This is a genomic window from Pseudomonas salomonii, assembly GCF_900107155.1.
Classification (GTDB): domain Bacteria; phylum Pseudomonadota; class Gammaproteobacteria; order Pseudomonadales; family Pseudomonadaceae; genus Aquipseudomonas; species Aquipseudomonas salomonii.
In genome coordinates this window covers 146,194-172,149 of the sequence record NZ_FNOX01000002.1, presented here as the reverse complement: position 1 = coordinate 172,149, position 25,956 = coordinate 146,194, and the positions used below count along the sequence as shown (strand labels likewise).

Annotated in this window: 22 protein-coding genes; 14 read left to right on the top strand and 8 right to left on the bottom strand. The window is 60.5% G+C overall.

The window, feature by feature from the left end; translation table 11 throughout:
- The first annotated feature begins 157 nt into the window (after positions 1 to 157).
- Genes BLV67_RS04835 through xylB form a run of 5 tightly spaced genes read left to right on the top strand, consistent with a single transcriptional unit; the run spans position 158 to position 6,108 of the window.
- Positions 158 to 1,690: a sugar ABC transporter ATP-binding protein gene (locus BLV67_RS04835; protein WP_069787534.1), complete on the top strand. Its 1,533-nt coding sequence runs from the start codon at positions 158 to 160 to the stop codon at positions 1,688 to 1,690.
- On the top strand, positions 1,683 to 2,660 hold the full coding sequence (locus BLV67_RS04830; RefSeq protein WP_017135608.1) for an ABC transporter permease subunit: 978 nt from the start codon (positions 1,683 to 1,685) through the stop codon (positions 2,658 to 2,660). The genes BLV67_RS04835 and BLV67_RS04830 overlap by 8 nt, the downstream gene beginning before the upstream one ends.
- A 33-nt stretch (positions 2,661 to 2,693) precedes the next feature.
- Complete coding sequence (locus tag BLV67_RS04825; RefSeq protein WP_069787533.1) at positions 2,694 to 3,626, top strand: ABC transporter substrate-binding protein; 933 nt, start codon at positions 2,694 to 2,696, stop codon at positions 3,624 to 3,626.
- Positions 3,627 to 3,644: 18 nt separating this feature from the next.
- Entirely contained in the window at positions 3,645 to 4,646 is a 1,002-nt protein-coding gene (locus tag BLV67_RS04820; protein WP_069787532.1) for a LacI family DNA-binding transcriptional regulator, read from the top strand.
- Positions 4,647 to 4,653: 7 nt separating this feature from the next.
- Positions 4,654 to 6,108, top strand: coding sequence for a xylulokinase (gene xylB / locus BLV67_RS04815; RefSeq protein WP_069787531.1), 1,455 nt, complete (start codon positions 4,654 to 4,656; stop codon positions 6,106 to 6,108).
- 233 nt (positions 6,109 to 6,341) lie between these two features.
- On the opposite strand, the gene BLV67_RS04810 is transcribed toward xylB, so the two are convergent.
- The 3 genes from BLV67_RS04810 to BLV67_RS04800 all read right to left on the bottom strand — a co-directional run bounded on the left by BLV67_RS04810 (position 6,342) and on the right by BLV67_RS04800 (position 8,506).
- On the bottom strand, positions 6,342 to 6,800 hold the full coding sequence (locus BLV67_RS04810) for an REP-associated tyrosine transposase (RefSeq protein ID WP_065930062.1): 459 nt from the start codon (positions 6,798 to 6,800) through the stop codon (positions 6,342 to 6,344).
- A gap of 306 nt (positions 6,801 to 7,106) precedes the next feature.
- Positions 7,107 to 7,964 carry an NmrA family NAD(P)-binding protein gene (locus BLV67_RS04805; protein ID WP_069787519.1) on the bottom strand — a complete coding sequence of 286 codons (858 nt, stop codon included), beginning with the start codon at positions 7,962 to 7,964 and terminating at the stop codon, positions 7,107 to 7,109.
- Between the two features lie 101 nt (positions 7,965 to 8,065).
- Positions 8,066 to 8,506, bottom strand: a complete 441-nt coding sequence (locus BLV67_RS04800) for an Lrp/AsnC family transcriptional regulator (protein ID WP_065930060.1) — start codon at positions 8,504 to 8,506, stop codon at positions 8,066 to 8,068.
- A 109-nt stretch (positions 8,507 to 8,615) separates the two neighbouring features.
- On the opposite strand from BLV67_RS04800, the gene BLV67_RS04795 reads away from it, so the two are divergent.
- A complete protein-coding gene (locus BLV67_RS04795) occupies positions 8,616 to 9,521 on the top strand; it encodes a DMT family transporter (protein ID WP_069787518.1) in 906 nt (301 codons plus the stop codon).
- On the opposite strand, the gene BLV67_RS04790 is transcribed toward BLV67_RS04795, so the two are convergent.
- Positions 9,499 to 11,478 (bottom strand): peptidase U32 family protein, encoded by a 1,980-nt coding sequence (locus BLV67_RS04790; protein WP_065930058.1) that lies wholly within the window; start codon positions 11,476 to 11,478, stop codon positions 9,499 to 9,501. The genes BLV67_RS04795 and BLV67_RS04790 overlap by 23 nt on opposite strands.
- Before the next feature lie 238 nt (positions 11,479 to 11,716).
- A complete protein-coding gene (locus tag BLV67_RS04785; protein WP_017135617.1) occupies positions 11,717 to 12,097 on the bottom strand; it encodes a RidA family protein in 381 nt (126 codons plus the stop codon).
- Positions 12,098 to 12,247: 150 nt separating this feature from the next.
- Here BLV67_RS04785 and BLV67_RS32270 point away from each other — a divergent pair, with 150 nt between their 5' ends.
- Complete coding sequence (locus BLV67_RS32270) at positions 12,248 to 13,045, top strand: hypothetical protein (RefSeq protein WP_141722740.1); 798 nt, start codon at positions 12,248 to 12,250, stop codon at positions 13,043 to 13,045.
- Between the two features lie 73 nt (positions 13,046 to 13,118).
- On the opposite strand, the gene BLV67_RS04775 is transcribed toward BLV67_RS32270, so the two are convergent.
- Together BLV67_RS04775 and BLV67_RS04770 are read right to left on the bottom strand one after the other, a co-directional pair.
- On the bottom strand, positions 13,119 to 14,441 hold the full coding sequence (locus BLV67_RS04775; protein WP_069787516.1) for an OprD family porin: 1,323 nt from the start codon (positions 14,439 to 14,441) through the stop codon (positions 13,119 to 13,121).
- A gap of 471 nt (positions 14,442 to 14,912) precedes the next feature.
- Positions 14,913 to 15,782 carry an isocitrate lyase/PEP mutase family protein gene (locus BLV67_RS04770; RefSeq protein WP_065930054.1) on the bottom strand — a complete coding sequence of 290 codons (870 nt, stop codon included), beginning with the start codon at positions 15,780 to 15,782 and terminating at the stop codon, positions 14,913 to 14,915.
- 279 nt (positions 15,783 to 16,061) lie between these two features.
- Between BLV67_RS04770 and BLV67_RS04765 the strand changes: the two genes are divergently transcribed.
- Positions 16,062 to 17,003, top strand: a complete 942-nt coding sequence (locus BLV67_RS04765; protein WP_065930053.1) for a cupin domain-containing protein — start codon at positions 16,062 to 16,064, stop codon at positions 17,001 to 17,003.
- Between the two features lie 112 nt (positions 17,004 to 17,115).
- Here BLV67_RS04765 and BLV67_RS04760 read toward each other — a convergent pair whose 3' ends face one another.
- Positions 17,116 to 18,012: a LysR family transcriptional regulator gene (locus tag BLV67_RS04760; RefSeq protein WP_069787515.1), complete on the bottom strand. Its 897-nt coding sequence runs from the start codon at positions 18,010 to 18,012 to the stop codon at positions 17,116 to 17,118.
- Between the two features lie 217 nt (positions 18,013 to 18,229).
- Between BLV67_RS04760 and BLV67_RS04755 the strand changes: the two genes are divergently transcribed.
- The 6 genes from BLV67_RS04755 (at position 18,230) to BLV67_RS04730 (ending at position 25,490) form a co-directional block, all read left to right on the top strand.
- Complete coding sequence (locus BLV67_RS04755) at positions 18,230 to 18,628, top strand: cytidine deaminase (RefSeq protein ID WP_069787514.1); 399 nt, start codon at positions 18,230 to 18,232, stop codon at positions 18,626 to 18,628.
- Between the two features lie 54 nt (positions 18,629 to 18,682).
- The gene (locus tag BLV67_RS04750) at positions 18,683 to 19,948 is read left to right on the top strand and encodes a NupC/NupG family nucleoside CNT transporter (RefSeq protein WP_017135630.1); all 1,266 of its coding nucleotides are present in this window, start codon (positions 18,683 to 18,685) and stop codon (positions 19,946 to 19,948) included.
- A 10-nt stretch (positions 19,949 to 19,958) separates the two neighbouring features.
- Entirely contained in the window at positions 19,959 to 21,266 is a 1,308-nt protein-coding gene (gene deoA / locus BLV67_RS04745) for a thymidine phosphorylase (RefSeq protein WP_069787513.1), read from the top strand.
- Positions 21,263 to 22,492: a phosphopentomutase gene (locus tag BLV67_RS04740; RefSeq protein ID WP_065930049.1), complete on the top strand. Its 1,230-nt coding sequence runs from the start codon at positions 21,263 to 21,265 to the stop codon at positions 22,490 to 22,492. Before deoA ends, BLV67_RS04740 begins: the two co-directional genes overlap by 4 nt.
- A gap of 68 nt (positions 22,493 to 22,560) precedes the next feature.
- Positions 22,561 to 23,187, top strand: coding sequence for a dTMP kinase (locus BLV67_RS04735; RefSeq protein WP_069787512.1), 627 nt, complete (start codon positions 22,561 to 22,563; stop codon positions 23,185 to 23,187).
- 167 nt (positions 23,188 to 23,354) lie between these two features.
- Positions 23,355 to 25,490: a TonB-dependent siderophore receptor gene (locus tag BLV67_RS04730; RefSeq protein ID WP_069787511.1), complete on the top strand. Its 2,136-nt coding sequence runs from the start codon at positions 23,355 to 23,357 to the stop codon at positions 25,488 to 25,490.
- The last annotated feature ends 466 nt before the right edge of the window (positions 25,491 to 25,956 follow it).

The following is a 25,956-nucleotide window of genomic DNA, read 5'->3' as shown; positions in this document are numbered from 1 at the left end:
CATCTGGACGCGCCTGGCATGCATTTCAGCGTTTTGCGCATGATGAAACGTTTCATCAAACCAAAAAATGCTCACGCAAGCGCTTGCGCGCGCAAATGCATCTGGCATAGAGTCGGCAACACTCGATTACAAAAATAATAAATCCAGGAGCTCATCCATGAGCCTTGAACCCTTGCTTGAGATGCAGGGCATCAGCAAAACCTTCAATGGTTTGCGCGTGCTCAAGAATGTCGGCCTGAAGGTTTACCCCGGTGAAATCCACGCCTTGATGGGTGAGAACGGTGCCGGCAAGTCAACCTTGATGAAAATCCTCTCCGGCGCTTACCAGGCCGACCCCGGCGGCGAAATCCGCATCGACGGCCAGCCCGTCGCCACCTTTGACCCCGCCACTGCCAAGACCCTCGGCATCGCCGTGATCTACCAGGAACTGAGCCTGTGCCCGAACCTCAGCGTGGCCGAGAACATCTACCTGGGCCGTGAACTGCGGCGTGGCTGGACCATCGACCGCAAGGGCATGCAAGAAGGCTGCGTCGAAGTGCTGCAACGCCTGGGCGCCGAGTTCAAACCCGCGACGCCCGTCAGCAGCCTGTCGATTGCCGAGCGCCAATTGGTCGAAATCGCCCGCGCCCTGCATGCCCATGCACGCATTCTGGTGATGGACGAGCCGACCACGCCGCTGTCATCGCGTGAAACCGACCGCCTGTTTGCCTTGATCAAACAACTGCGCAGCCAGGGCCTGGCGATCATCTATATCAGCCACCGCATGGCCGAGATCTACGAGTTGTCGGACCGGGTCTCGGTGCTGCGCGACGGCCAGTACATCGGCGAACTGACCCGCGATGCGTTGTCGGCCGAGGTGCTGGTAAAAATGATGGTCGGCCGCGACCTGTCAGGCTTCTACAAGAAGGAACATGCCGCGTACAACCCCGGCAACGTGGTGATGCGCGTGCGCGATATGGCTGACGGCAAACGCGTGCGCAATTGCAGTTTCGACCTGCACGCCGGTGAAGTGTTGGGCATTGCCGGGCTGGTCGGGGCTGGGCGCACCGAACTGGCGCGGCTGATTTTCGGTGCCGACCCGCGCACCTGCGGCACCCTGGAAGTGGTCGGCAAGACCGTCACCCAACTGCGAAACCCGGCGGATGCGATTCGCGCAGGGGTCGTGTACCTCACCGAAGACCGCAAGGCTCAAGGCCTGTTCCTGGACATGAGCGTGGCCGACAACATCAACGTGTGCGCCTGTGTGCCGGATGCACATGCCGGTGGCGTGCTGAACCGTGGGCACGCGGCGCAACGCGCTAACGATGCGATCAGGTCGCTGTCGATTCGCGTGGCGTCGGGCAAGGTCAATGTTGGCGCGCTGTCCGGTGGCAATCAGCAAAAGGTGCTGTTGGCGCGGCTGCTGGAGGTCAAGCCGCATGTGCTGATCCTCGACGAACCCACCCGTGGTGTCGACATCGGCTCCAAGTCCGAGATCTACCGCATCATCAATCAACTGGCGCTGGCCGGTGTGGGCATTGTGGTGATCTCCAGCGAGCTGCCGGAAATCATCGGCACCTGCGACCGTGTGCTGATCATGCGCGAAGGCCAGTTAGTGGCCGAAGTCGGCGGGGCTTCGGGCCACGTCATTTCCCAGGAACGAATTATCGACCTCGCCACTGGTGGCGATCAGGTGGCTGCCCATGGCTGATTCAATGATTGCAACAACCGGCAAGGCCGAGCGCGTGCGTGAGCTGATGCGTACCGTCGGCATGCTGCCGGTGCTGGTCTTGCTGCTGGTGGGCTTTGCCCTGGCCAGCGAAAACTTCCTGACGGTGCAGAACCTGTCGATCATCACCCAGCAAGCCTCGGTGAATGTGGTGCTGGCGGCGGGCATGACCTTTGTGATCCTGACGGCGGGTATTGACCTGTCGGTGGGCGCGATTCTGGCGGCGTCTGCGGTGGTGGCCTTGCAGGCATCGATGTCGCCGCAGTTCGGCATGTTCGGGATTGCGGCGGGCATTGGTTTCGGTCTGTTGCTGGGCCTGGTCAACGGCGGGCTGATCGCCTTCATGCGGCTGCCGCCGTTTATCGTCACCCTGGGGGCGCTGACTGCCATGCGTGGTTTGGCGCGTTTGCTGGCCGATGACAAAACCGTGTTCAACCCCGACCTGCCGTTTGCGTTTATCGGCAATGACTCCGTGCTCGGCGTGCCGTGGCTGGTGATCATCGCCGTGGCCGTGGTGCTGCTGTCGTGGTTCATATTGCGCCGCACCGTGATGGGCGTGCAGATCTATTCGGTGGGCGGCAACCCGGAAGCGGCGCGGCTGTCGGGCATCAAGGTGTGGAAAGTGCTGCTGTTTGTGTATGCCATGTCCGGCGCACTGGCCGGGCTTGGCGCGGTGATGAGCGCCTCGCGCCTGTTCGCCGCCAACGGCCTGCAACTGGGGCAATCCTATGAGCTGGATGCGATTGCGGCGGTGATCCTGGGTGGCACCAGTTTTACCGGCGGCGTGGGCACCATCGGCGGCACGCTGATCGGCGCACTGATTATCGCGGTGCTCACCAACGGCCTGGTGCTGCTGGGGGTATCGGATATCTGGCAGTACATCATCAAGGGCATCGTGATCATCGGCGCAGTGGCGCTGGATCGCTATCGCCAGTCCGGCGCACGTACCTGATTCACCTCAACAACAATCACAAGAGAGACCGGTATGAACTTCAAACGTATCTTTCCCGTTATGGCCTTGGCTGCCCTGATGTCCCATGGCGTCGAAGCCCGCGAACTCAAAGCCCTGGGCATCAGCATGGGCTCGCTGGGCAACCCGTATTTCGTGACCCTGGCCGACGGCGCCGCCGCACGGGCCAAAGAGCTGAACCCCGCTGTGAAAGTTACATCGGTGTCGGCCGACTATGACTTGAGCAAGCAGTTTTCCCAGATCGACAACTTCATCTCATCCAAGGTTGACCTGATCCTGCTCAATGCCGTCGACCCATCGGCCATGGCCTCGGCGATCAAGAAAGCCAGGGATGCCGGCATTGTTGTGGTGGCGGTGGATGTGGACGCCAAAGGCGTGAATGCCACGGTGCAAACCGACAACGTCGAAGCCGGCAAGCTGGCCTGCCAGTTCCTGGTGGACAAGCTGGCGGGCAAGGGCAATGTGATTATCCAGAACGGCCCGCAAGTGACCGCCGTGACCGACCGCGTCAAAGGCTGCAAGGCGGCATTGGCCGGTGCGCCGGATATCAAGGTGCTGTCCGATGACCAGGACGGCAAAGGCTCACGGGAAGGGGGCTTGAATGTGATGCAGGGTTACCTCACGCGCTTCCCGAAAATCGATGGCCTGTTCGCGATCAATGACCCGCAAGCCATCGGCAGCGACCTGGCGGCCAAACAGCTCAAGCGCAGCGGCATTATCATCACCTCGGTGGACGGTGCGCCGGATATCGAAAACGCGCTGAAGACCGACACCCAGATCCAGGCCTCTGCCAGCCAGGACCCTTGGGCAATGGCCCAGACTGCCGTCAACGTCGGCAATGACATTCTCAATGACAAAGCCCCGGCCGAAGCGGTTACCCTGCTCACGCCAAAACTGATCACCCGCGACAACGTTGCGACGTACAGCGGCTGGTCGAGTAAACATTGAGTTAAAGGGGAAAGCGTCGTGGTCACCATGGATGACGTGGCAAGCCGGGCCGGGGTGTCGACCTCGACCGTGTCCCACGTGTTGAACGGCACCCGCAAGGTCAGCCCGGCCACGGTGCAGGCGGTGCAGCGCGCGATTCAGGCATTGGGTTATATCCCCAACACCCTGGCGCGCTCGCTGGCGCGTTCGAGCACCAATACCATTGGCGTGGCGATCTCGGCGTTATCCAACCATTACTTCAGCGAAACCGTGCAAGCGATTGAAACCGAGTGCGTCCGCCACGGCTACATGATGCTGTTTGCCGACCCGCACGACGACCCGGAGCAGGAGTTGCGGGTGGTCACGGCGCTGCATCACCGGCGGGTCGACGGGATTTTATTGGCGCCGTCGACCGGCTCCAGCGCGTTGGAATATCTGCAGGCCAACGAGATGCCGACGGTGCTGGTGGACCGCATGATGAGCGCGCAGTTTGATCAGGTCGGGGTGGAGAACACCCAGTCCACCCAGGCGCTGGTCGCACACTTGATTGAGCATGGGCACCGACGCATCGGCTTTATTGCCGGACGCGAAGGGCTGAGCACTACCGATGAACGCGTGGCCGGTTACCGTGCGGCGTTGCAGGCCGCGGGGTTGCTGTTCGACCCACAGTTATTGGTCAACGGCGGTTCCAACAGCGAGCCTGCGCGGCAAGCCACCGTGCAGTTGTTGGCGTTGCCGGTGCCACCCACGGCAATCATGGCCGGCAATAACCTGATGACGCTGGGTGCCATGCACGCCCTGCGTGATGCGCGCATTGAGGTGCCAGGCCAGCTGGCCCTGGTGGGGTTTGACGATTTTGACTGGGCGGATTTCTTCGTGCCACGCCTCACCCTGATCGCCCAGCCGGTCAAGGAACTGGGCGCCCGCGCGGTGCATATGCTGCTGCAACGCATGGCCACGCCCGGCGCACCCACCCAAAGCGTGCGCCTGGCGCCGAGCCTGCAACGGCGTGACTCCTGTGGCTGTATTGAAGTGGAATAACTGACGTATGCGCAACCCTGTTTCCCTCGGCATAGACCTCGGCACTTCAGAGCTCAAGGCGGTCCTGATGGACGTCGACGGCAGCGTACTGGCCCACGCCGGTGTGCGCCTGAATGTTTCACGGCGCCACAGCGGCTGGTCCGAGCAGGCCCCCGAAGCCTGGTGGCAGGCCTGTTTGCAGGCGCTGGCGCAGTTACGTGAACACGCGGCATTTGCGCGTGTGGCGTGCATCGGCCTGTCCGGGCAGATGCATGGCGCGGTGTTGCTGGGCAAAGATAATCGTGTGCTGTACCCGGCCATTCTTTGGGATGACGCGCGCGCAGTGGCCCAGGCCGAGCAACTGGGCAGCGGCTTTGCCGACACCACCGGCAGCCTGCCGATGGCCGGGCTCACGGCGCCCAAACTGCTGTGGTTGCAGCAGCACGAACCCGAAATATTCAGGGCGATTGAGTGTGTGCTGTCGCCCAAGGATTACCTGCGGTTATGCCTGACGGGCGAGCGCATCAGCGATATGTCGGATGCCGCCGGCACCCTGTGGCTGGACGTCGCGCAGCGTGAATGGTTTGCGCCGATGCTGCACGCCACCGGCCTGACGTTGGCCCACATGCCCAGGCTGGTGGAAGGTGGTGCGGCGGGTGGTGCACTGAATGTCAGCGGGTTGGGCCTGTTGCCCGAGGTGGTGATTGCCGGTGGCGGCGGCGATAACCCGGTGGCGGCGGTGGGTATCGGTGCGGTCAATGCCGGTGACGGCTTTATCACCCTGGGCACCAGCGCGGCCATCGTCGCCATCACCGACCACGCCGCCGGCAACCCGGCCAGTGCCGTGCACAGTTTCTGCCACGCCTTGCCCAACCGCTGGTACACCATGGGCGCCATGCTCGCCGGGGCCAGTTGTCTGCGCTGGGTGACGCGCTTGACCGGCCAGCCGGATGAACAAGCATTGCTGGATCAGGTGCAGGCGCAGTTGCCCATCGAGCAGCCGGTGCCGCTGTCGACGCCGTTGTTTCTGCCGTACCTGGCCGGTGAACGCACGCCGCACAACGACCCGTTATTGCGCGGTGGGTTTATGAACCTGGGGCATGACTGCACCCCTGCGATGCTCGGTTATGCCGTGATGGAGGGCGTAGGTTTCGGCCTGCTCGATGCGCTGCGTGCGGTGCAATCGACCGGTGCCGACGTGACCGCCTGCGCCTTGGTCGGCGGCGGGGCCCGCAGTGAGTATTGGGCGCAGTTGCTGGCCAACATTCTGCAGCGGGAGATCTTCACGCTGCACGGCAGTGAACTGAGCGCGTGCGTGGGGGCGGCGAAGTTGGGGTTTATGGCGCTCGGCATCGACCTGTTGGCGGCGGGGATGAAGGTGAAGATGCGCTACAGGCCGGATGCCCGGCAACAAACGACGCTGAAGGCCCGGTATTGCAAATTCCAAGGCTTGCTGACTGCTGCAAAAGCGCTGCACGACTAACACTGCGAACACAGCTCTTTGTTGCCAGCAGGCTTGTTGTAGTGAGCAGGCTTGTTGTGGCAAGCAGGCTTGCCCTGCGTTGGGGCACGAAGCGGCCCCTATACCTGAAGACGCAATACACCTGGAAATACGCGGTGGCTGGCTTGGGGCTGCTGCGCAGCCCAGCGCAGGGCAAGCCTGCTCGCCACAGGGAGCCTGTTTGCTGGAACAGGTCGGTGCATCCAGTAAGCTTTTTATAACCAGGCCGCATCCCATAGCGGGTAATCACCAATGTGCTCGACCAGCCCGGCTCGCAGAGGGTTGGCGATGATATAGCGGGCCATTTTCAGAACATCTTCATCGGCTCGAACGGCGCGGTCATGGTAACCACGCTGCCAGAACCGTTCTCGGCTGCTTCGGGCTCGATTGATACTGAGCGTGCTGCGTGACTTGGTCTGGCGCATCACATCGCGCAGTGTTGAGTTGTTCAGGTCGAACAACCAATGAAAATGATCCGGCATCACCACCCACGCCAGTGAGTTGACCAGGCCCGCTTCATGAGTTCGTTTAAATTCTGCGACCAACAAACGGCCCAGCTGAAAATCCCGAAACAAGGGCAGACGCTGATGCACCACGGCAGTGACCAAATACGCTCGACCATTTTCTGAATAGCGGCCACGACGTAACAGATGGGAATTGGGTTGAGGACACACTCCGTTGTTCCTTGCATGAATAAGAGACTTTGACGCTAGCAGCGCAATCGCCCCAGCCCGGCACATTTGCGTGTCCCGATATGTCTACGCCCATCTCCCTGTGTTGAATCGTCCTCCGGTGGTGAGCAGGCTTGTTGTGGCGAGCAGGCTTGCCCTGCGTTGGGGCGCGAAGCGGCCCCTATACCTGAAGACGCAATACACCTGGAAATACGCGGTGGCTGGTTTGGGGCTGCTGCGCAGCCCAGCGCAGGGCAAGCCTGCTCGCCACAACAAGCCTGTTTGCCACAGGGAGTCTGTTTGCAACACTCAGCGGGTGTTTTCGGCCAGTTCGCGCAGCACCGTCAGCAACGATGTTTGCCCTTTAAGCACCTGCTCCTGCTCAAAACAGATCCAACCTTCATTGAACCCATCGACCATACGCATACGTGGCAAGGGGTTCTGGGCGCCCTGGGCACGCAACAAGGCTTCCCACGTCTCACGCGCCACCGCTTCAGCGTGCACGTCGCGGTCGAGTACCTGCGACAAGCCCTGGGCGATGTCGTTGGGGCTGACCCACTGGCCCTCCAGTTCAACCACCCGATGGCCGGCCCACGCCTGTTGCAGCAGCTGCGCGGCGAGGGTGCCGATATCTGCGGTGGCGATCATCGGCACGGCTTTGTCCAAAGGTTGCAGGAAGCTGTGGATCACGCCGGTTTCCCGCGCGGCAATCAGGTCGTACAGCGCGTTTTCCATAAACCAGGCGGGCCGCAGAAAGGTCACCGGCATGTCCAGCGAGCTCAGCGCTTGTTCCATCAGGGTGCGTTGGGTCAGCAGGTTGACCTCGGTGGCCTGGGCGCCGATGGTCGACAGGCACAGCACCTTTTTCGGCGTGGCCGCCTGCAGCGCCTGGCTGACGGCGGCAATCACCGCACGGGCTTCGGGGAAACCCGGCTGCGGATCAAATCCGGGAGGCGGCAGGATAAACACGCCGGTTGCGCCCTTGAACGCCTCGGTTAATGCCGGTGCGTCATCCATTTGCGCAAACACCACGTCGCAACCTTGATCGGCCCAGTAGGCCGCCTTGCCGGCATCGCGCATCACCGCGCGCACCGGTTGGCCTGCCTTGATGAGGTTGCGCGCCAGGGCGCCGCCGACTTTGCCTGTAATGCCTGTTATCACGTACATGAGCTTTATACCTGTGGGTTCCAATCAGTGGAGCCCAGCATAAAGATCGGCCAGTGATGACAGAATAGCGATTGCGTCACTGCGTTAGTGACGCGAAATCACTAATCACCCAAGGGCGGCAAACGGCGTTTTACCGGGGTTTTCTTGACGATGGCCGTATTGGTTTCGGCATAAGCGTTGAGACGGTCGAGCAGGCTGTCGAGCTGGTCCATGGTGCGCACATGCAGGCGTGCGATAAAGCAGTCATCGCCGGTGACTTTGTCGCACTCGGTGAACTCGGGGATCGCCTGGATCTGGCGCTCCACCTCCTGCAATTTGCCCGGCAAGGGGCGGATGCGCACGATGGCTTGCAGCAGGTAGCCAAAATGCCTGGGGTCGATATCCACCGTGTAGTGGGTCAACACGCCGCGCTCTTCAAGGCGCCGCAAGCGTTCGCCGACGCTTGGCGATGATAACCCGGTAATGCCCGCCAAGGCCTTGAGCGACAGGCGCGAGTCGTCCATCAAGGCGCTGATCAGTTGCTGGTCGATGGTGTCAATCATGCTGTCTGCCTAATAACAAAAGGTGAATAGAGTTTTTTGCCTTTTTATGTCGCTGGAGCCCTTAAGCAGCAGATTGCCATAATTGTGGCTCACTTGAGGAGCTTTCATCGTGGACACATCTATCCGTCGCGGGTCGTGGGAAATGGTCGCCGCCATGCTGATTTCGGGCACTATCGGCTGGTTTGTGCTGGTGTCGGGCGTATCGGTGATCGAAGTGGTGTTCTGGCGTTGCGTCATCGGCGCACTGGCCTTGTTGCTGGTCTGCGCACTGCTGGGTTACCTGCGCCTGGAATTGCTCACCTGGGCCAAATTCGGCTTGGCGATGCTCAGCGGTGTGGCCATCGTCGGCAATTGGTTGCTGTTGTTCGAGTCCTATTCCCACGCGTCAATCGCCATCAGCACGGCGGTGTACAACGTGCAGCCGTTTATGTTGGTGATGTTGGCGGCTGTAATTCTGGGGGAGAAGCTCACCGTGCAGAAACTCGCTTGGTTAAGCGTGGCGTTTCTCGGCATGTTGGCGATTGTCACTGCCCATGGAGAGCAGCAAAGCGGTGGCGCTGATTACCTGACAGGAATAGCACTGGCGCTGGGCGCAGCGTTTTTGTACGCGATTGCCGCACTGATCATCAAACGTCTGAAGGAAGTGCCGCCGCATCTGATGGCGTTGATCCAGGTGACAACCGGCGCACTGTTACTCGCGCCGCTGGTGCCTTGGAACAGCCTGCCGGTGTCCACCAATGCGTGGGCTGCACTGGTGACGCTTGGCGTGGTGCACACCGGTTTGATGTACGTGTTGTTGTACGGCGCGATCCAGAAACTGCCCACCGCCATTACCGGGGCACTGTCGTTTATCTATCCGATTGCGGCGATTTTTGTCGACTGGATCGCGTTCGGCCATCGCCTGGGCTGGCTGCAATGGCTGGGTGTGGCCGCAATCCTGCTGGCGGCCGCGGGGTTGCAGCGGGGCTGGTGGTGGCCCCGCGCCTCAAGGGCTAGTGTGTACCCTGAAAGATGATGTTTTCCGGGTTGAAATGCTCCACCTTACTGCCCGGCTGCGGCAACCCAAGGATATGCCCCTTGATCTTGCCCACCACGTGCATCTCGCACGGCTTGCAGTCGAACTTGAGGGTCAGCACTTCGTCGCCGTGAATCAACTGCATCGGCGCCACCTTGGTTTTCACGCCGGTCACACCCTTGGCCTGTTTAGGGCACAGGTTGAACGAGAAACGCAGGCAGTGTTTGGTGATCATCACCGGCACTTCGCCGGTTTCTTCGTGGGCTTCGAAGGCGGCGTCGATCAGCTTGACGCCGTGACGGTGGTAGAAGTCGCGGGCCTTCTGGTTGTAGACGTTGGCCAGGAACGACAGGTGCGCTTCCGGGTACACCGGCGGCGGCGAGGTTTCCGCTTTACGCCCGCCACGCGGGTGCGCGGCAACGCGTGCGGCAGTCAATGCCTCGATCACCTCACGGCGCAAGGCCTTGAGTTGCGAGTTGGGGACGAAGAACGCCTGCGGCGCATCCAGCTCGATGTGCGTGGCGTGGTACTCGGTGGTGCCGAGTTGGCCAAGCAGATCGCGCAGGGTGTCGAGCGCCTGTTCCGGCTTGTTGGCCACGCCAAACGGGCCGGGCAGGGTGACGCTGGCGTTGATGCCTTCTTCGCTGGTGGCGGTGACTTCAAGCTGGTCTTCACGCAGGCGTGCCACCCAGGCCAGGCCGATGCGGCGCTCGGCGGAGGTTTTGAGCAGCGCTTGTTGCCAGTTATGGTCGAGGTTGCGGTTCAGCGGATGGTTCGGGCGCAGCTGATGCAGGCCGGCCGGCATTTCATTTGGCTCAACGCGGTAGCGATAGCGCTTCTGGCCATCTTCCTCAAACTCGCCCTTGGCTTCGGCGATGTTGGCACGGAAACCCACAACCTCGCGCTTGACCAGCACATTGAGGCCATCGCCATTGGACAGCGGCTCATGGGTGACCACCTGCAGGTCACGCTTGCCGGCTTTTTCCACTACTCCCACCGGCAGGCCGGTAAAGGTCGGGGTATCGAAAGCGCCGATGTCGACCTTGCGGTCGGTGACGAAATAGTCGGTGCTGCCCCGGTGGAAGGTTTTCTCCGGGTCGGGCAGGAAGAAATGCGCAGTACGGCCGCTGGAGGCGCGGGCCAGGTCCGGGCGATCTTCAAGCACGTCGTCAAGGCGCTGGCGGTAATAGGCGGTGATGTTTTTCACATAGCCCATGTCCTTGTAGCGCCCTTCGATCTTGAACGAACGCACGCCGGCTTCGACCAGGGCGCGGATGTTGGCGCTCTGGTTGTTGTCTTTCATCGACAGCAGGTGCTTTTCAAAGGCCACGACGCGGCCCTGGTCATCTTTCAATGTGTAGGGCAGGCGGCAGGCCTGGGAGCAGTCGCCACGGTTGGCGCTGCGGCCATTTTGCGCGTGGGAGATGTTGCACTGCCCGGAGAACGCCACACACAGCGCACCGTGGATGAAGAACTCGACGGCCGCGTCGGTCTCGTCGGCGATGGCGCGGATCTCTTGCAGGTTCAGCTCACGGGCCAATACCAACTGCGAAAAACCGGCCTGGTCGAGAAATTTGGCGCGGGCCAGGGTGCGAATATCGGTCTGGGTGCTGGCGTGCAGCTCGATGGGCGGAATATCCAGCTCCATCACGCCCAGGTCTTGCACGATCAAGGCATCGACACCGGCGTCGTACAACTGATGGATCAGCTTGCGCGCAGGCTCCAGCTCGTTGTCATGCAGGATGGTGTTGATGGTGGTGAACACACGGGCGTGGTAACGGCGGGCGAATTCGACCAGTTGAGCGATATCGCTCACCTCGTTGCACGCATTATGGCGTGCGCCGAAGCTTGGGCCGCCGATGTAGATGGCGTCGGCGCCATGCAAGATAGCCTCGCGCGCAATGGCGACATCACGGGCCGGGCTGAGCAATTCCAGGTGGTGCTTGGGCAAGGACATAGTTTTTTTAGTCAGGCTTGTCACGGTTGAGGCGCGCATTGTAGCTGTGAAATGCCTGACCGGCATCTACCGCAGGGCTGCCTCGCTGAGGGAGAGGCTATTGAAGCCTCGTCCGGCGCAACCTGTGGGAGCGGGCTTGCTCGCTAATGCGGTGTGTGAGTCGCCACATGCATCAACTGACACGCCCTCTTCGCGAGCAAGCCCGCTCCCACAGTGGATCTGTGCTGTGGCTTGGAACTCAGGCTTTGGCTGCCATCGCGGTGACTTCCACGCGCATGCCTTCTACCGCCAACGCAGCAACGCCAACGGCTGCACGCACAGGCCAGGGCTTGGCGAAAAAACGCTTGTAGACTTCGTTGAATGCCGCGCGATCAGCCATGTCGGTGAGGTAGATGGTCAGGTGCATCACCCGGTCCATGGAGCTGCCGGCTTTCTCCAGCGCGACCTTCAGCGCTTGCAGGGTGCATTCGCTTTGCAGGGTGATATCGCCCAGTTCCAGGCTGCCGTCGGCGTGGGTCGGAATTTGGGTGGAGACCAGGATGCCATTGAAACCGATGACGTCGCTGGAGATGGAATCGGCATCCGGGTCGGGGGTGAAGGACAGGTCGTGGTTGGCCATGGGCGCCTCATAAAAAATTGGAACGAATGTTGGTGCGCAGTTTAAACACAGGGGGCGGCAAGGTCACGGCGTCCGTGACGGTGGTCGCTCACAACGTTGATAGGTAAGCTGGTGGGCTAAACAACGCTAAGTAAAGGGTAAGCACACCTGATGGCAAAAGAACTGATGACGGAGGCAGTGTGTTGGGACATGGACGCGAAGGTGTCAGCCCGCTTTGCCCATAGCGACAGAGCACTTTTTTATTTTTGCAAATGTTGCCTCGAAGAAGTTGTGGCTTCAATTTCGCAAAGGGATAACTTTTTTTTCAAAGCCCTGAATTCACATAAGCCAGGCTGCGCGCACGAAAAGGAAAAAACTCAAGCGTCCGACGTTCCTGTGCAACTCACTCCAAGAACTGCCCATATAGCACCGCCATTGATTCCCAGTCATCTGGGCAAACTGGCCAAACGACGTAAAAGCGCCAAACCTTCGCAGGCGCAAATGCAAGCGTTGGTAGCGCAAGTGAGTGAGGCGCCTGCCATGCACCCGGGCACCCTGGCCGAGGTGGTTGACGCATGGTCCGCGATGTCAGTGAGTCAACGTCACCAAGCGCCGTTATCGATCGCTGGGCGGCAACTGGCTTACTTCGACGCTTTCGCTCAGATGAACGCCTCCCAAAAGAACATTGCGTTACTGGAATGTGATCAAAAGGTCATTTATGCCCAAGCGACTGCCACTGTCCTGGACAAGGCCATCCTGGTTGTGACGTGGCTTAAGTTCGAGACAGCCAATAAGCCCGTGCCCATCCGGGTGAAAATCAAACCCACTGACCCTGTGGCCGAAGGATGGACCAGTGGCCAGCACGTAAGATTATTCCTCCACGGTCCTGTTCCTGCGCTTAATGCTCAGCAGACTTACTTTGAAATGCAGCCGTCGACCGATTACAGCGGGTTCATTGTCAGGCCCTGAGACGTTCTAAAACGCGCGGCATAGCGCCTGAATGCGCGGGCCACGAAACCATAGGCCCGCGCAACCAAGCCACTTACAACAGGGTAAACGGGTAGTCGACGATCACCCGCAGTTCATTCAACTTGCCATCGCGTTGGTCAGCGTTGGATGAAACCATGGCGTCACGCACGCGAAACGACAGGTTTTTCGCCGGGCCGCTTTGCAGCACGTATTTGGCTTCCACATCGGTCTCGTGGTGGTCGCCGTCGGCGCCGTAGTCCCCGGCATAGGCGCTGTTGGTCGGGGTGCGAGTACCGTTGATATCCGAGCCGTTGACGTAACGGGTCATGAAGCTCAAACCCGGTACGCCGTAGCTGGCCATGTTCAGGTCATAACGCACGCCCCACGACTGTTCGCCCGGCCCGTTGAAGTCGCCCCATTGGATCGAGTTGGCCAGGAACACCGAGTCGCCGCCTTCGCCCGCGCCGTTGTTGCCGGTGCCGATGTAGTCGAACGGCGTGTCGCCGTGGACTTTCTGGAACGACAGCGTCAGGGTATGCGCCGCCAGGAACGAGTAGGCCGCCGCCACCGAGTAGGTGGTGTTGTTGATGGCCCCGGCCTTGGCGCTGCCGGTGTCGAGGGTGCGGTACAGGTTGCCGTCCAGCGCCAGTGACTGGTCATGCCCCAGCGCGATCACGTAGTTGAGGTTGGTGTAGTACTGGCGCCAGATGTCCTCCAGCTCGCCGGCATACAGGGTCGCGCTCAACGACGGGGTGAAAGTGTATTTGCCGCCGACAAAACTTGCGCTGTTGGCCGCCACGTTGGCGTAGGTCGCGTAGATATCGTGGTCGTGGTTGCTGGTCATGCCACTGTTGGTGCTGGTGAAGTGCCCGGCTTCCAGGTCCAGGCCGGCGATTTCGCTGCTGGTCAGGTCAAAGCCGGTGGCGGTCTGCGGCAAAATACGCGTACCGCCGGTGGCGAATACCGGCGCGGTGGGTTGCATGTCACCGAATTTGAGCTGGGTCTTGGAGACCTTGATCTTTACCGCAGCGCCCACAGAACCGTAGCCATTTTCCGGGTCGCCATTGCGGTTGGTCGGCAATTCACCGGTGCCGGCATCGGCGTGGGTGGCGTCGAGTTTCATCGCGCCGTAGGCGTAGGCATCCACACCAAAGCCGATGGTGCCCTGGGTAAAGCCCGAGGCGTAGTTGAGCATCGCGCCTTGGGTCCAGTCGCGGTTGTCGGCCTTGCCACTTTGGCGGTCGCGGTCGAAGTAATAGTTGCGCAACAACCCGCTAATGCTACTGCCGTCGATAAAACCTTTGGAATCGGCCTGGTCGCTGACCGACTCGGCGAGGGCCGCTTGGCTGATACTGGCGCACACCGCCAGCGTTAACAGGCTCCACTGTTTGATCATGTTGTTACTTCCCCGGAATAATTAACGCGTGCACAGAAACACCGCATGCTTGGAGTGCGCTTAAGGTTGTATGGCAGATGTTTCAGGTAAGCGTAATGCTGTTTTTATTGTGCTCGACGTGGTTGTCGAAGCTGATTTTTATCACATTTTTCGAGGGATGCAGCGGTGGCGGGGATTAAACTGGATTAATTAAACTTCACCTCGTTTAATTTTTTAAAGGTGTAGCGTTGATGGGGTCTTAGCCGCTCTGCTTCGACAAAAACCTTTGGTTTGCCGCCGCAGGCTCTGCGGCGGATTTTTTTATTAAGTTAAACGCACTTATATAAAAATTCATCATCGCCATCGCTTTATCAATCATGGCTATATAAGTGTGCTGAATTTAATTCGGGTGTGTAACAACACTGTTGCATGTGCCTGGCTGCGGTCAGAGGTGGGAGCAAGCCCCTCCCGCCTAAAACCGATCTGCATCAATTACTCTTTTACATCCATAAACTCTTCAGCCCAGGCCACATAGCTTTCCGGCAATGTGTAGGTATGGGTCAGCTCCGTAGCGCTGAGGTTGGAGGTGCTGCCGGTCAGCTTGCGCTGGGCGCGCAGGCTGTCGTAAGTGGCTTTGATCGACGCAAAGTAGGCGCCGTGGCCGGCCACCACAATGCGCACGCCCAGGGCCGCCAGGCGCTCGCTGTCATTGAGCTGCGGGTTGCCGTAGGTCACCAGCATCAACGGCACCGTCAGGTTGGCGGCGATCTGCTCAAGGTGGTCGAAGTCTTTGACGCCAACCATGCAGATGCCGTCCGCGCCGGCTTTCTCGTAGGCCTTGGTGCGTGCGATCACATCTTCGGTGGGCAGCACGCCGGCATTGGTGCGCGCAATGATCGACAGTTCAGGGTCGACACGCGCTTCCAGCGCCGCCTTGACTTTGCCGATGCCTTCCTCGACGGAAATCAAGTCGGTGGACTTGCGCCCGAACTGCGCCGGCAACAGCGTGTCTTCAATGGTCAGCGCGGCCACACCGGCACGCTCAAGTTCTTCGACCGTGCGCATCACGTTCAGCGCATTGCCGTAACCGTGGTCGGCGTCGGCAATAAACGGCAGTTGGGCGACGCGGCCGATGCGGGTGGCCTGTTCAACGAACTCACTCAGTGTGATCAACGCAAAATCGGGGGCCGCCAGTACCTGCAACGAGGCGACCGAACCACCGAGGATGCCGACTTCAAAACCCAGGTCGGCGGCGATGCGCGCGGACATGGGGTCGAAGACGGAGGCGGTTTCAACGCAGATGTGTTTTGCAAGCAGTTCACGGAAGTTGCGGCGCAACGCTGAGTGAGAAATCTTTGGCATGTTCTTTCCTGGCTTTGGTCATCGTCATGTGACGATCAATGTCTATTCGTGGTGGCGCCAAGATTACCACGCAGAGGAACCGGGGATTATGACGTTTGAGCATGAGATAACGCCGAACATATGGATCATCGGTTCACGCTCAGGCGCTGGACAGACCGATTGCACCGTCGCAGGGCGGAGCCGCCCCATCCTGCACAACTGCTGTGCCGACACAGTGCTTAATCCCTGCAGACGCACTGCCTATAGTGGATTCAAACCCGCCCAAGCCTGAGGTGATTGATGAACCGCGAATTCAAACCCGACCTGACCGATGCAGTGCCAAACGAGCAAGTGGACGCCGAGTACTTCGAATACAGCAAGGCGGCCAACCCGATCAGTGCCAACCTGATTACCCGCATTCCCTACCACAGCTTCCCGGCCTCGCTGTACGACAGCGGCGCCTCGCGGGTGGTCGCGCTGGACCTCAGCGACGCGTTGGGCTGTGAAGGCCCGGCGACCGGGCCGGGGTTGTGTGCCAACTTTATTCGCTTGAACGCCGGTGATGCCCTGGACCTGCACCCCAATGCGACCTCACAGGTGTTTTATGTCATCGCAGGCGAGGGCCGGGTGGTGCAGGGCGAGCATGATATCCCATGGTCCAGCGGTTGCTTTATCGCGCTGCCTGGCCTGCAGCCCGCGCGTTTCAGTGCGTCACAGGATGCACGCCTGTACTACGTGCATGACGAACCGCTGTTGCGCTACCTGGGCGTGACGCGCAGCGCTGATCGCTTCGTGCCGACGCTGTATCCCGCCGCGCTGGCCAACCAGAAGCTGCGGGAAGCGGCGGATGATCCCCGCGCCCAGGACCGCAGCCGCATCAGCATTTTGCTCGGCAACCGCAATTTCCCCCAGACCCGAACGGTCACGCATGTGCTTTGGGCCATGTACGGCATTCTGCCGCCGGGCTCGATCCAGAAGCCGCACCGGCACCAGTCGATTGCGCTGGACTTCATCATCGACTGCCCCAAGGGCTGTTATTCACTGGTGGGCACGGAGCTGGACGCCGACGGCCAGATCCGCAACCCGGTGCGGGTGGACTGGTCGCCGGGCCTGGCGTTCGTAACGCCACCGGGTTATTGGCATGCGCATTTCAACGAATCGGACACCGAGGCATTCCTGATCCCGATCCAGGACGCCGGGCTGCAAACCTACCTGCGGGCCCTGGATATCCGCTTCAGCTGACAGTACTCGGTCAAAATGTGGGAGCTGGCTGGCCTGCGATTGCATCAACTCGATCTGCCTGATGTACCGAGCTGCTTGCATCGCAGGCCAGCCAGCTCCCACAGGTTTTGCTTTATTTCCAATACGGCGTTTCGCCCAGCTGTTCGACAATAAAGTCGATAAAACAGCGGACCTTGGACGACACGATGCGCTTGGGCGGGTAGACAAACCACACCGCAAACGCCTGTTCAGCCCCCAGGATGTTCCAGTGCGGCAACCAGGCCTGTAGCTCGCCCGCCTCAAGGCTTTTGCTCACCAGCCAATCCGGCAGCAAGGCAAAGCCCAGGCCTTGGCGTGCAGCGAGCAGTTGCGCGTCCAGGTCGTTGATACGGATACAGTCACCGTATACCAGCGGCAACACTTCACCACCGGCCTCGAAGGCAACATCATGGAGGCTCAAGATGGCGGGCAGGCCGGCCAGGTCTGCCGGTGTCGCTGGGGCCGCGTGCTGCTCACAAAACGCCGGGCTGGCCACCAACAGGTACTTCCCCGCGCAGATCTTGCGCGCCTTGAGCGTGGAGTCGGGCAGGGCGCCAATCCGAATCGCCAGGTCTACGCCTGAATGAATCAGGTTGACCTGGGCGTTATCCAGTACCAACTCCAGCTTGATTTGCGGGTAGCGCGCCAGGAACCGGTTCAAGACCGGCAGGATATGGTGTCGGGCAAACGCGGGCGGCAAATTGAGTTTGAGCACCCCACGGGGTTGCTGGTTGAGCGCCGAGGTGGCGGCCTTGGCTTGCTCAAGCTCATCCAGTACACGGCGGGCGTGCAGCAGAAACGTCTGGCCGCCTTCGGTCAGGTGCAGCGTGCGTGTCGAACGGTTGAACAGGGCGATGCCCAAATCCTGCTCAAGATCCTTCACGTAGCGCGAGACCGTGGATGCCTTGATGCCCAGTCGCTCAGCCGCCCGGGAGAAGTTATTGCCTTCGGCGGCCTCGACAAAGGCGGTCAGCGCAGCGAAATAATCCAAGTGCCGCCTCGGTGGTCAGCGTGGGTGAGCGCTCAGGTTACCGGCTGTGGTCAGGCACCGCCACGGGCACGGGGCCCGATTGTTAAGCCTCCTTGTGATTTTGTTCATGGGCAAAAATAAAGATTGAGTATTCACATCAAATGTTATTTTAATAACACCCATAAGAGCGTCACGACCGTCCTGGACGTGCTCGCAAAAAATGGGATGCACCCTGTAAATGACAATTGAACAGCGTTTGATGGAACAGGCCAAGCGGGCAGCCGAGCGTACGTATTCGCCTTATTCCAAATTTCCGGTCGGCGCGGCGTTGCTGACCGCCGACGGGGAAGTCGTACAGGGCTGCAACGTGGAGAATATCTCCTACGGGCTGACCAATTGTGCCGAACGCAGCGCTTTGTTCAGTGCCATCAGCCAGGGCCATGCGCCGGGCAGTTTCAGGGCCATCGCGGTTTACGCACCCAACGTTTCACTGATAAGCCCTTGCGGTGCCTGCCGCCAGGTGATGCTGGAGTTGATGGCCAAGGATGCAGTGGTGATTTGCCAGGGCAGTGGCCCGGCCGCCACGCGTACCTGGACCCTGGCGCAATTGCTGCCGGGCGCCTTCGACGCTTTCTAATCCTGGGCAGGCCAACCGGCCTGCGTCCGCTTGGTCCCTTGTTGAGACGCCTGCATGATCAGTCTTGTCGGAATAGCGACCCTTATTGTCATTGCCATTGCTTTATCCCACCAGCGACGCTCGATCAATTGGCGCACGGTTTCGGTGGCCTTTGTGATTCAGGTGTTGATCGGCGCTTTTGCGCTGTACGTGCCCTGGGGCCAGACCGTGCTCGCCGCGCTGTCGGGCGCGGTGGCGTCCCTGCAGCTCTACGCCAACAAAGGCATCGAGTTTCTGTTCGGCGGTTTGAGTTCACCGCATATGTTTGAAGTGTTCGGCAATGGCGGGTTTGTATTTGCTATCCGGGTATTGCCGATGATTGTGTTCTTCGGCAGCTTTATCTCAGTGCTGTATTACATCGGCGTGATGGGCTGGATTATCCGGCTGGTGGGCGGCGGCCTGCGTCTGTTGCTGGGCACCAGTCGGGTCGAGTCGATGGTGGTCACGTCGGCGATTTTCATTGGCCAGTCGGAGGTGCCGCTGGTGGTTCGGCCGTTCATTGCCAAGCTGACGCGCTCTGAGTTGTTCGCGGTGATGGTCGGTGGTTTTGCCGCAGTAGCAGGTTCGGTGCTGCTCGGTTACGCCGGGCTGGGGGTGGAACTCAAATACCTGATCGCGGCGTGTTTCATGTCGGCGCCGGGGGCGTTGTTGATGGCCAAGCTTATGGAGCCGGAAACCGAAGCGGCCCGCACCGACGAGGTGATTGAAGAGCTGGGGCAGGCCGAGAATCGGCCGACCAATATCATCGACGCGGCTGCCGAGGGCGCACAGGTCGGCTTGCGCCTGGCCTTGGCGGTGGGCGCGATGCTGCTTTCGTTTATCGCGTTGATCGCCTTGTTCAACGGGCTGCTGGGCTGGGCGGGCAACTGGTTCGGCTACCCGCAACTGACCTTGCAACTGGTGCTTGGGCACGTGTTGGCGCCCATCGCGTTTCTGCTCGGGGTGCCGTGGCATGAGGCGGTGCTGGCCGGCGGCTTTATCGGGGAAAAACTGGTGCTCAACGAGTTTGTCGCCTATGCCGACCTGGCCAATTACCTGACCGCAGACAAGGCCGCCGCAGCCGGGGTGCCGCTGTTGTCGGCACACACCCAGGTGATCGTCACCTTCGCCCTGTGCGGCTTTGCCAACCTGTCCTCGATTGCGATCCAGCTGGGCGGCCTCACGGGCATCGCCCCGCAACGGCGTCAAGAACTGGCGCGGCTGGGCCTGCGGGCCATGATCGGCGGCACGCTTTCCAACCTGATGAGCGCGGCGATCGTCGGCTTTTTCATTTCGCTGTAAGGAGCACAGTATGTGGTTGCCACAAGAAGTGATTCGCCGTAAGCGCGACGGGCATGCCCTGGCCGCTATCGACATTCAACGGTTCGTCGCCGGCATTGCCGACGGTAGCCTCAGCGATGGGCAAGTGGCGGCGTTCGCCATGGCGGTGTTCATCAAGGGCATGGACGTGAGCGAGCGCATCGCCTTGACCGAGGCAATGCGCGACTCCGGCCAGACACTGAAGTGGGAACTGCCGGGGCCTGTAGTCGACAAGCATTCCACCGGCGGCGTCGGCGACATGATCAGCTTGTTGCTCGCGCCCTTGCTGGCGGCCTGCGGCTGTTACGTGCCGATGATCTCCGGGCGCGGCCTGGGGCATACCGGCGGCACCCTGGACAAGCTCGAAAGCATCCCCGGCTACGACTGCCACCCCAGCACCGAACGCCTGCGTGCGGTGGTGGCCGAAGTCGGCTGCGCGATCATCGGCCAGACCGCCAACCTCGCGCCGGCGGACAAGCGCTTGTACGTGATCCGTGATGTGACCGGCTCGGTGGAGTCGATCGACCTGATCACCGCGTCGATCCTCGGCAAGAAACTCGCCGCCGGCCTCGATGTGTTGATCATGGATGTGAAGACCGGCAACGGCGCCTTTATGGCTGAGCCTGAGCAGGCGCAAGCACTCGCCGCCAGCATCGTCGCAGTGGCCAACGGTGCAGGAGTCAATACCCGTGCCCTGATCACCGACATGGACCAGCCGCTGGCCCGCAGTGCCGGCAATGCCCTGGAAGTGGCTGAAGCGGTCGCTTTGCTCAAGGGCGAGGTGCGCAGCGAGCGCCTGTGGGCGGTGACGTTGGCGCTGGCCACCCAGGCACTGACGATGGCCGGCCTGGCGAGGGACGAGGCTCAGGCCCGTGATCAATTGCTTCAAGCCTGGCAGAGCGGCGCGGCCTTGCAGCGCTTTGAACAGATGGTGGTTGCCCTGGGCGGCCCGCAGGGTTTTACCGACAAACCCGATGAGCATTTACCCAAGGCGGTCGTGTCGGTGCCGGTGTGGGCCGAGGAGGAGGGCTGTGTCACCGACATCGACACCCGAGCGGTGGGTTTGGCGGTGGTGACATTGGGCGGTGGACGCAGCCATCCGGACGATGTGCTGGACCTGTCCGTGGGCTTCAGCGAGTTGGCCTTTGTCGGCGAACACGTGAGCACGCAACGACCGCTGGGCTGGGTTCACGCGCGTACAAAAGAGCAGGCCGGGCAGGGCGCATCCGCCTTGCGCGCAGCCTATCGGCTGGGCGGTGAACGCCCGGCCGCGCGCGAATTGATCCAGGCAATCCTATGAGCAAGGCCATCGTATTAGTGCTGGACTCATTGGGCATAGGCGCGAGTGCCGACGCCGCGCTGTTTGGCGATACCGGCGCCGACACCTTGCGCCATATCGCCGAAGCCTGTGCCCGGGGTGAGGCCGATGGGCCATTGCGCCGGGGGCCTTTGACCCTGCCAAATCTGGGCCAGTTGGGATTGGGCGCCGCAGCGGCGGCCAGTGGCAATGGCCCGCTGCCAGGCAATTGGGGCGACGCGGCACCGATCGGCGCCTTTGGCCATGCGCGCGAGCAATCATCCGGCAAGGACACGCCGTCCGGGCATTGGGAGATGATGGGCGTACCGGTGCTGTTTGACTGGGGTTATTTCGAGCGACCGACCGAGTCCTTTCCACCGCAACTGCTCGCCGACCTGATTGAGCAGGCAGGGTTGCCTGGCATCCTGGGCAATTGCCATGCCTCGGGCACCACGGTGCTGGACGATTTGGGTGAATTGCACATCCGCAGCCGGCAGCCGATTTGCTACACCTCGGCCGACAGCGTGATGCAAATCGCCGCCCATGAAAGCCATTTCGGCCTTGAAGCGTTGTACAGGGTGTGTGAAATCGCGCGCACCTTATGTGATGAATACACCGTCGGCAGGGTCATTGCCCGACCCTTCACCGGCGAACACGCAGGTCAGTTCCGCCGCACCGGCAATCGTCGCGACTACACCGTGCCGCCGCCGTCAGCGACGTTGCTGGACAGCCTCTGCAACGCCGGCGGCAGCGTGCATGCGGTGGGCAAAATCGGCGATATTTTCGCCCATCGTGGTATCAGCCGCTTGTACAAGGCCGATGGCAACGATGCACTGTTCGATGCCACGCTCAAAGCCTACCGGGAAGCACCCGACAACAGCCTGGTGTTTGCCAATTTTGTCGACTTCGACATGCTCTACGGGCATCGCCGAGACTTGGCCGGCTATGCTGCCGCGCTGGAAGCGTTCGACCGCAGGCTGCCGGAGTTACTGGCGTTGATGGACCCGCAAACGTTGCTGATCATCAGCGCCGACCACGGCTGCGATCCCTCGCGCCCGGGCAGCGACCATACCCGCGAGCATGTGCCCGTACTGGCTTATGGTGCAGGCGTGGCGAAGGGCTGGTTGGGCGAGCGAGCCAGCTTTGCCGATATCGGCCAGACGCTGGCGGTGCACCTGGGGTTGGAGCCGTTGGCATGGGGCACGTCTTTTTTGCTGCGTGAGCCATAGCATCGCCAAGCGTCATTCACCCTAAACTACGTTAAGGTGTTGATCACTTATCCATCATTACGTGAAGCATGAATCGTCCATTATTTGTCTCCCTGGATGGCCCAAAAGGCACGGGTAAAACCACGCTGTTGGAAGCCGTTACCCAAGCACTGCGGGCCGACAACAAAAAGGTGATCCGTCTTTGCGAGAGAAAAAGCGATCCCTACAGGGCTGAGACCATGGCCCTGGTCAACGCACACGCCAGAAACCCCACCGATGATTCGGAGTGGAGCGTGTGTGAGCGCTTTGCGGATAGCCGGCTGTGGATTTCCCGGCACGTGCTGACTAAACAACCACCCGACAGCATCATCCTGATAGACCGTTGGTACCCTTCAGATGCCGCGTTTCGCCGCACAGTCCCGTTCGCAGACATATTGCAGTTAAACCTGGGCCGACACGTGCGAGTGCCGGACCTGCACGTGGGCGTTATCACCGACCCCGATATTTCATGGTCGAGGGCCGCGCAGCGACGGCGCGGGTTGGGCAGTACGTTGATCCATACGTTGCAGGAGCATGTCGAATGTACCCAGGCGTTCGTGCGAGCGGCGGGCGAACAGGGGTGGGTTTTGTGTCGTAATGAAGGGGCGATTGAACAGGCGACGGGGCAGGTGGTTTCCGAGATCTACGACGTGCTTAAGGCAGTCGAAGCAGGTTAGAGAAATAGCTGCTGCCATCCCAGCCCTGGGATGGCAGAGATACAAAGCCGATACTCGAAAGATTGCAAATGAGAATGAGTGGCAAATGAGATCCGTTGGTATATCATGCCTCCCGAATTCCAGGCAGGTTTACCTTCCCGTCCGCTCATCCATTAGGTCCAAAATCCATGCGTCATACCCTGATTTCTCTCTGCGTACTTCAGGCGGTTGCCCCTGTTGCCTGGGCGCAGGTGGCCGGCAGCGAAAATGCCAGCCTTGAGTTGCAAGCCATCAATGTCACGGGAGACGTAGACGCCGAGACGGCTCAGGGGCCTGTCAAAGGGTATCGCGCCACACGCTCTGCCAGTGCCACGCGCACTGACACCTCAATTCATGAGACGCCACAGTCCATCACCGTAGTGCCCAAGGACGTGGTCGAGGACATTGGTGCGACTCGCCTGCAGGAGGCCCTGGACTACGCCGGCGGCGTCGGCCGAGCGAACAATTTCGGTGGCCAAGGGCTTACCAGCTTCACGGTGCGTGGGTTTACAACCGCAGAGTTCTACCGTAACGGTTTTCCGATTAACCGGGGCTACCCCACCATGCCGGACGCCAACAGCATTGAGCGCCTTGAAGTACTTCGCGGGCCAGCGACGATGCTCTATGGGCGCGGCGATCCCGGCGGTACCTTCAACGTGGTCTCCAAACAGCCTTTGCCTGAACGTACGGTCACATTGGGTAGCCAGGTGGATGATCAGGGCATGAAGCGCGGCACCCTCGATGCCTCCGGCCCGCTGGATGAGCAAGGCCGCCTGGCCTATCGCCTCAACGTGGTGGGAGAGGGCGGCGACACCTTCCGCGACCATGTCTCAACCGAACGCTATGGGGTCACACCGGTACTGAGCTGGCAGGTCAATGACGACACCAAGGTGATTTTCGAAGGCGACTTCATGCGTAACAATCATCCGCTTGATCGAGGCCTGACCCGCTTCGCCAACCAGGGTGGCACGCCGTCCCGTGAGACCTTCTGGGGTGAAAAGTACGCCGGTAACCTGCACAACGATAACAACATGGCTCAGTTGCGCTTCGAGCATCTACTCAACGACAACTGGACGCTGGGCGGTGGTGTGCAGTGGTTGGACGGTACGATGAAGGGCAATGGTGTTGAGGCAAACAATGCCACCAGCCTCAACGCCGATGGCCGAACACTCCAGCGCAACTTCAACTACCGCAAGCTGGACTGGACCGACCAGGACTATCAACTGAACCTGACCGGGCGCTTTTCCACGGGCGGCCTTGATCACACGTTGCTGACCGGCATCGAGTATGAGAACTACGACTACAAGTCGATCATCCAACGCTCCAGCGGCGCGGCGGGAGCTTTCCCAATCGATATCTTCAACCCGGTCTATGGCCAGCCACGTCCGGCGCTGACGCGTACGCCGACCCACGACAAAGAAAACCTCAAGACTTACGCCGCCTTCGTCCAGGATCAAGTGGCGCTGACCGAGCGTTTAAAGGTGCTCGCCGGTGCGCGCTTTGAGCGCTTCGAGCACCAGTACGAATCCTACGTGCCCGGCGTCAGGAGCTGGAACGCCGCCGACAACGCCGTCACGCCGCGCATCGGGGTAATGTATGACCTCACTGACACGGTTGCGATCTACGCGGACGCCGCGCGCTCGTTCAAGCCCAACACGGGTGCCAGTCGTCAAGGTGGCGGATTCGAGCCGGAGAAGGGCAAGTCCTACGAAGTGGGGGTTAAGTGGGAAGCGCTGGACCGTCAATTGAGCGTCGATGCGGCGATCTATCAGATCGAGAAGAAAAATGTCCAGGGTGTCGACCCGGTTGACTCGGCCTTCAATGTCGCGACAGGGCAAGTCCGCAGCCGCGGCTTCGATCTGAACGTGGCCGGCAATCTGACGCCCGAGTGGCGCATGATCGGCGGCTATGGCTATGTGGATGCCGCAGTGACCCGGGACACTACCGTGCGCTCCGGAACACGGCTGGCGAATATTCCGCGCAGTAGCTTCAGCCTGCTCAACGTATACGAGTTTCAGGATGGTGCGCTTAAAGGGTTTGGCCTCGGCGCAGGTGGAAAATACGTAGCCGAACGTGCCGGGCAGACCGCCAATAGCACGTTCTCGATGGGGGCTTACACCGTCGTCGACTTGCTCAGTTATTACAAGGTCAACGAAAAGGTCAGGCTCAACCTCGACGTGAAGAACCTGTTCAACCGTGAGTACGACGAAGGCTCGTTCCTGAACTTCTACGCTTACCCTGGGGAGTCGCGTACGGTGCAAGTGGGGATCTCTTATACGCTGTAACCCAATCGGAATACGGTTCGTCGTGGGGGTTTGGCGAACCGTGGGCCGGCCTTGGATCGGGGCGGGCTGCAAACTGAGCGCGTGGCGGTGCTGACTTACCGTCGCCAGTGCGTGATACATAATTTAACAAGTGGGCGATGTCAGATGTTCATAAGCAGCTCATGAGCCTGAAATTACTGGCTAACTGCTCTAGAAATTAACGCCCCTGTTCATCAATTGATGTTCATAGACCCAGTTTCCCCGACATCCCTAGCCTCGCCGCCCCGACCTCTCACGGTCCCAGTCCAGAGGCTAATGGATGCTAGTTCAAAAAAACATGCTTTGGGACTTGGTTGAAAATCTGGCAGAACTTGGCAGGCTCAGAGTTGAGCAGTGTGGTTTGTCCCGGAGCTGTTCGCTCATGGCACCTCCCAACAGCCTCAATTGTTAGGCTCGAAGGTCTCTAGAGAATCCGGGGCGATTCAGT

Bases quoted from the DNA above. Each gene is read 5' to 3' on its own strand.
- BLV67_RS04750 (WP_017135630.1), top strand. From the start codon at position 18,683: ATGATCAGTCTTGTCGGAATAGCGACCCTTATTGTCATTGCCATTGCT.
- BLV67_RS04825 (WP_069787533.1), top strand. From the start codon at position 2,694: ATGAACTTCAAACGTATCTTTCCCGTTATGGCCTTGGCTGCCCTGATG.
- BLV67_RS04755 (WP_069787514.1), top strand. From the start codon at position 18,230: ATGACAATTGAACAGCGTTTGATGGAACAGGCCAAGCGGGCAGCCGAG.
- deoA (WP_069787513.1), top strand. From the start codon at position 19,959: ATGTGGTTGCCACAAGAAGTGATTCGCCGTAAGCGCGACGGGCATGCC.
- BLV67_RS04785 (WP_017135617.1), bottom strand. From the start codon at position 12,097: ATGGCCAACCACGACCTGTCCTTCACCCCCGACCCGGATGCCGATTCC.
- BLV67_RS04740 (WP_065930049.1), top strand. From the start codon at position 21,263: ATGAGCAAGGCCATCGTATTAGTGCTGGACTCATTGGGCATAGGCGCG.
- xylB (WP_069787531.1), top strand. From the start codon at position 4,654: ATGCGCAACCCTGTTTCCCTCGGCATAGACCTCGGCACTTCAGAGCTC.
- BLV67_RS32270 (WP_141722740.1), top strand. From the start codon at position 12,248: ATGGCAAAAGAACTGATGACGGAGGCAGTGTGTTGGGACATGGACGCG.
- BLV67_RS04790 (WP_065930058.1), bottom strand. From the start codon at position 11,478: ATGTCCTTGCCCAAGCACCACCTGGAATTGCTCAGCCCGGCCCGTGAT.
- BLV67_RS04770 (WP_065930054.1), bottom strand. From the start codon at position 15,782: ATGCCAAAGATTTCTCACTCAGCGTTGCGCCGCAACTTCCGTGAACTG.
- BLV67_RS04800 (WP_065930060.1), bottom strand. From the start codon at position 8,506: ATGATTGACACCATCGACCAGCAACTGATCAGCGCCTTGATGGACGAC.
- BLV67_RS04775 (WP_069787516.1), bottom strand. From the start codon at position 14,441: ATGATCAAACAGTGGAGCCTGTTAACGCTGGCGGTGTGCGCCAGTATC.
- BLV67_RS04830 (WP_017135608.1), top strand. From the start codon at position 1,683: ATGGCTGATTCAATGATTGCAACAACCGGCAAGGCCGAGCGCGTGCGT.
- BLV67_RS04805 (WP_069787519.1), bottom strand. From the start codon at position 7,964: ATGTACGTGATAACAGGCATTACAGGCAAAGTCGGCGGCGCCCTGGCG.
- BLV67_RS04835 (WP_069787534.1), top strand. From the start codon at position 158: ATGAGCCTTGAACCCTTGCTTGAGATGCAGGGCATCAGCAAAACCTTC.
- BLV67_RS04735 (WP_069787512.1), top strand. From the start codon at position 22,561: ATGAATCGTCCATTATTTGTCTCCCTGGATGGCCCAAAAGGCACGGGT.
- BLV67_RS04730 (WP_069787511.1), top strand. From the start codon at position 23,355: ATGCGTCATACCCTGATTTCTCTCTGCGTACTTCAGGCGGTTGCCCCT.
- BLV67_RS04765 (WP_065930053.1), top strand. From the start codon at position 16,062: ATGAACCGCGAATTCAAACCCGACCTGACCGATGCAGTGCCAAACGAG.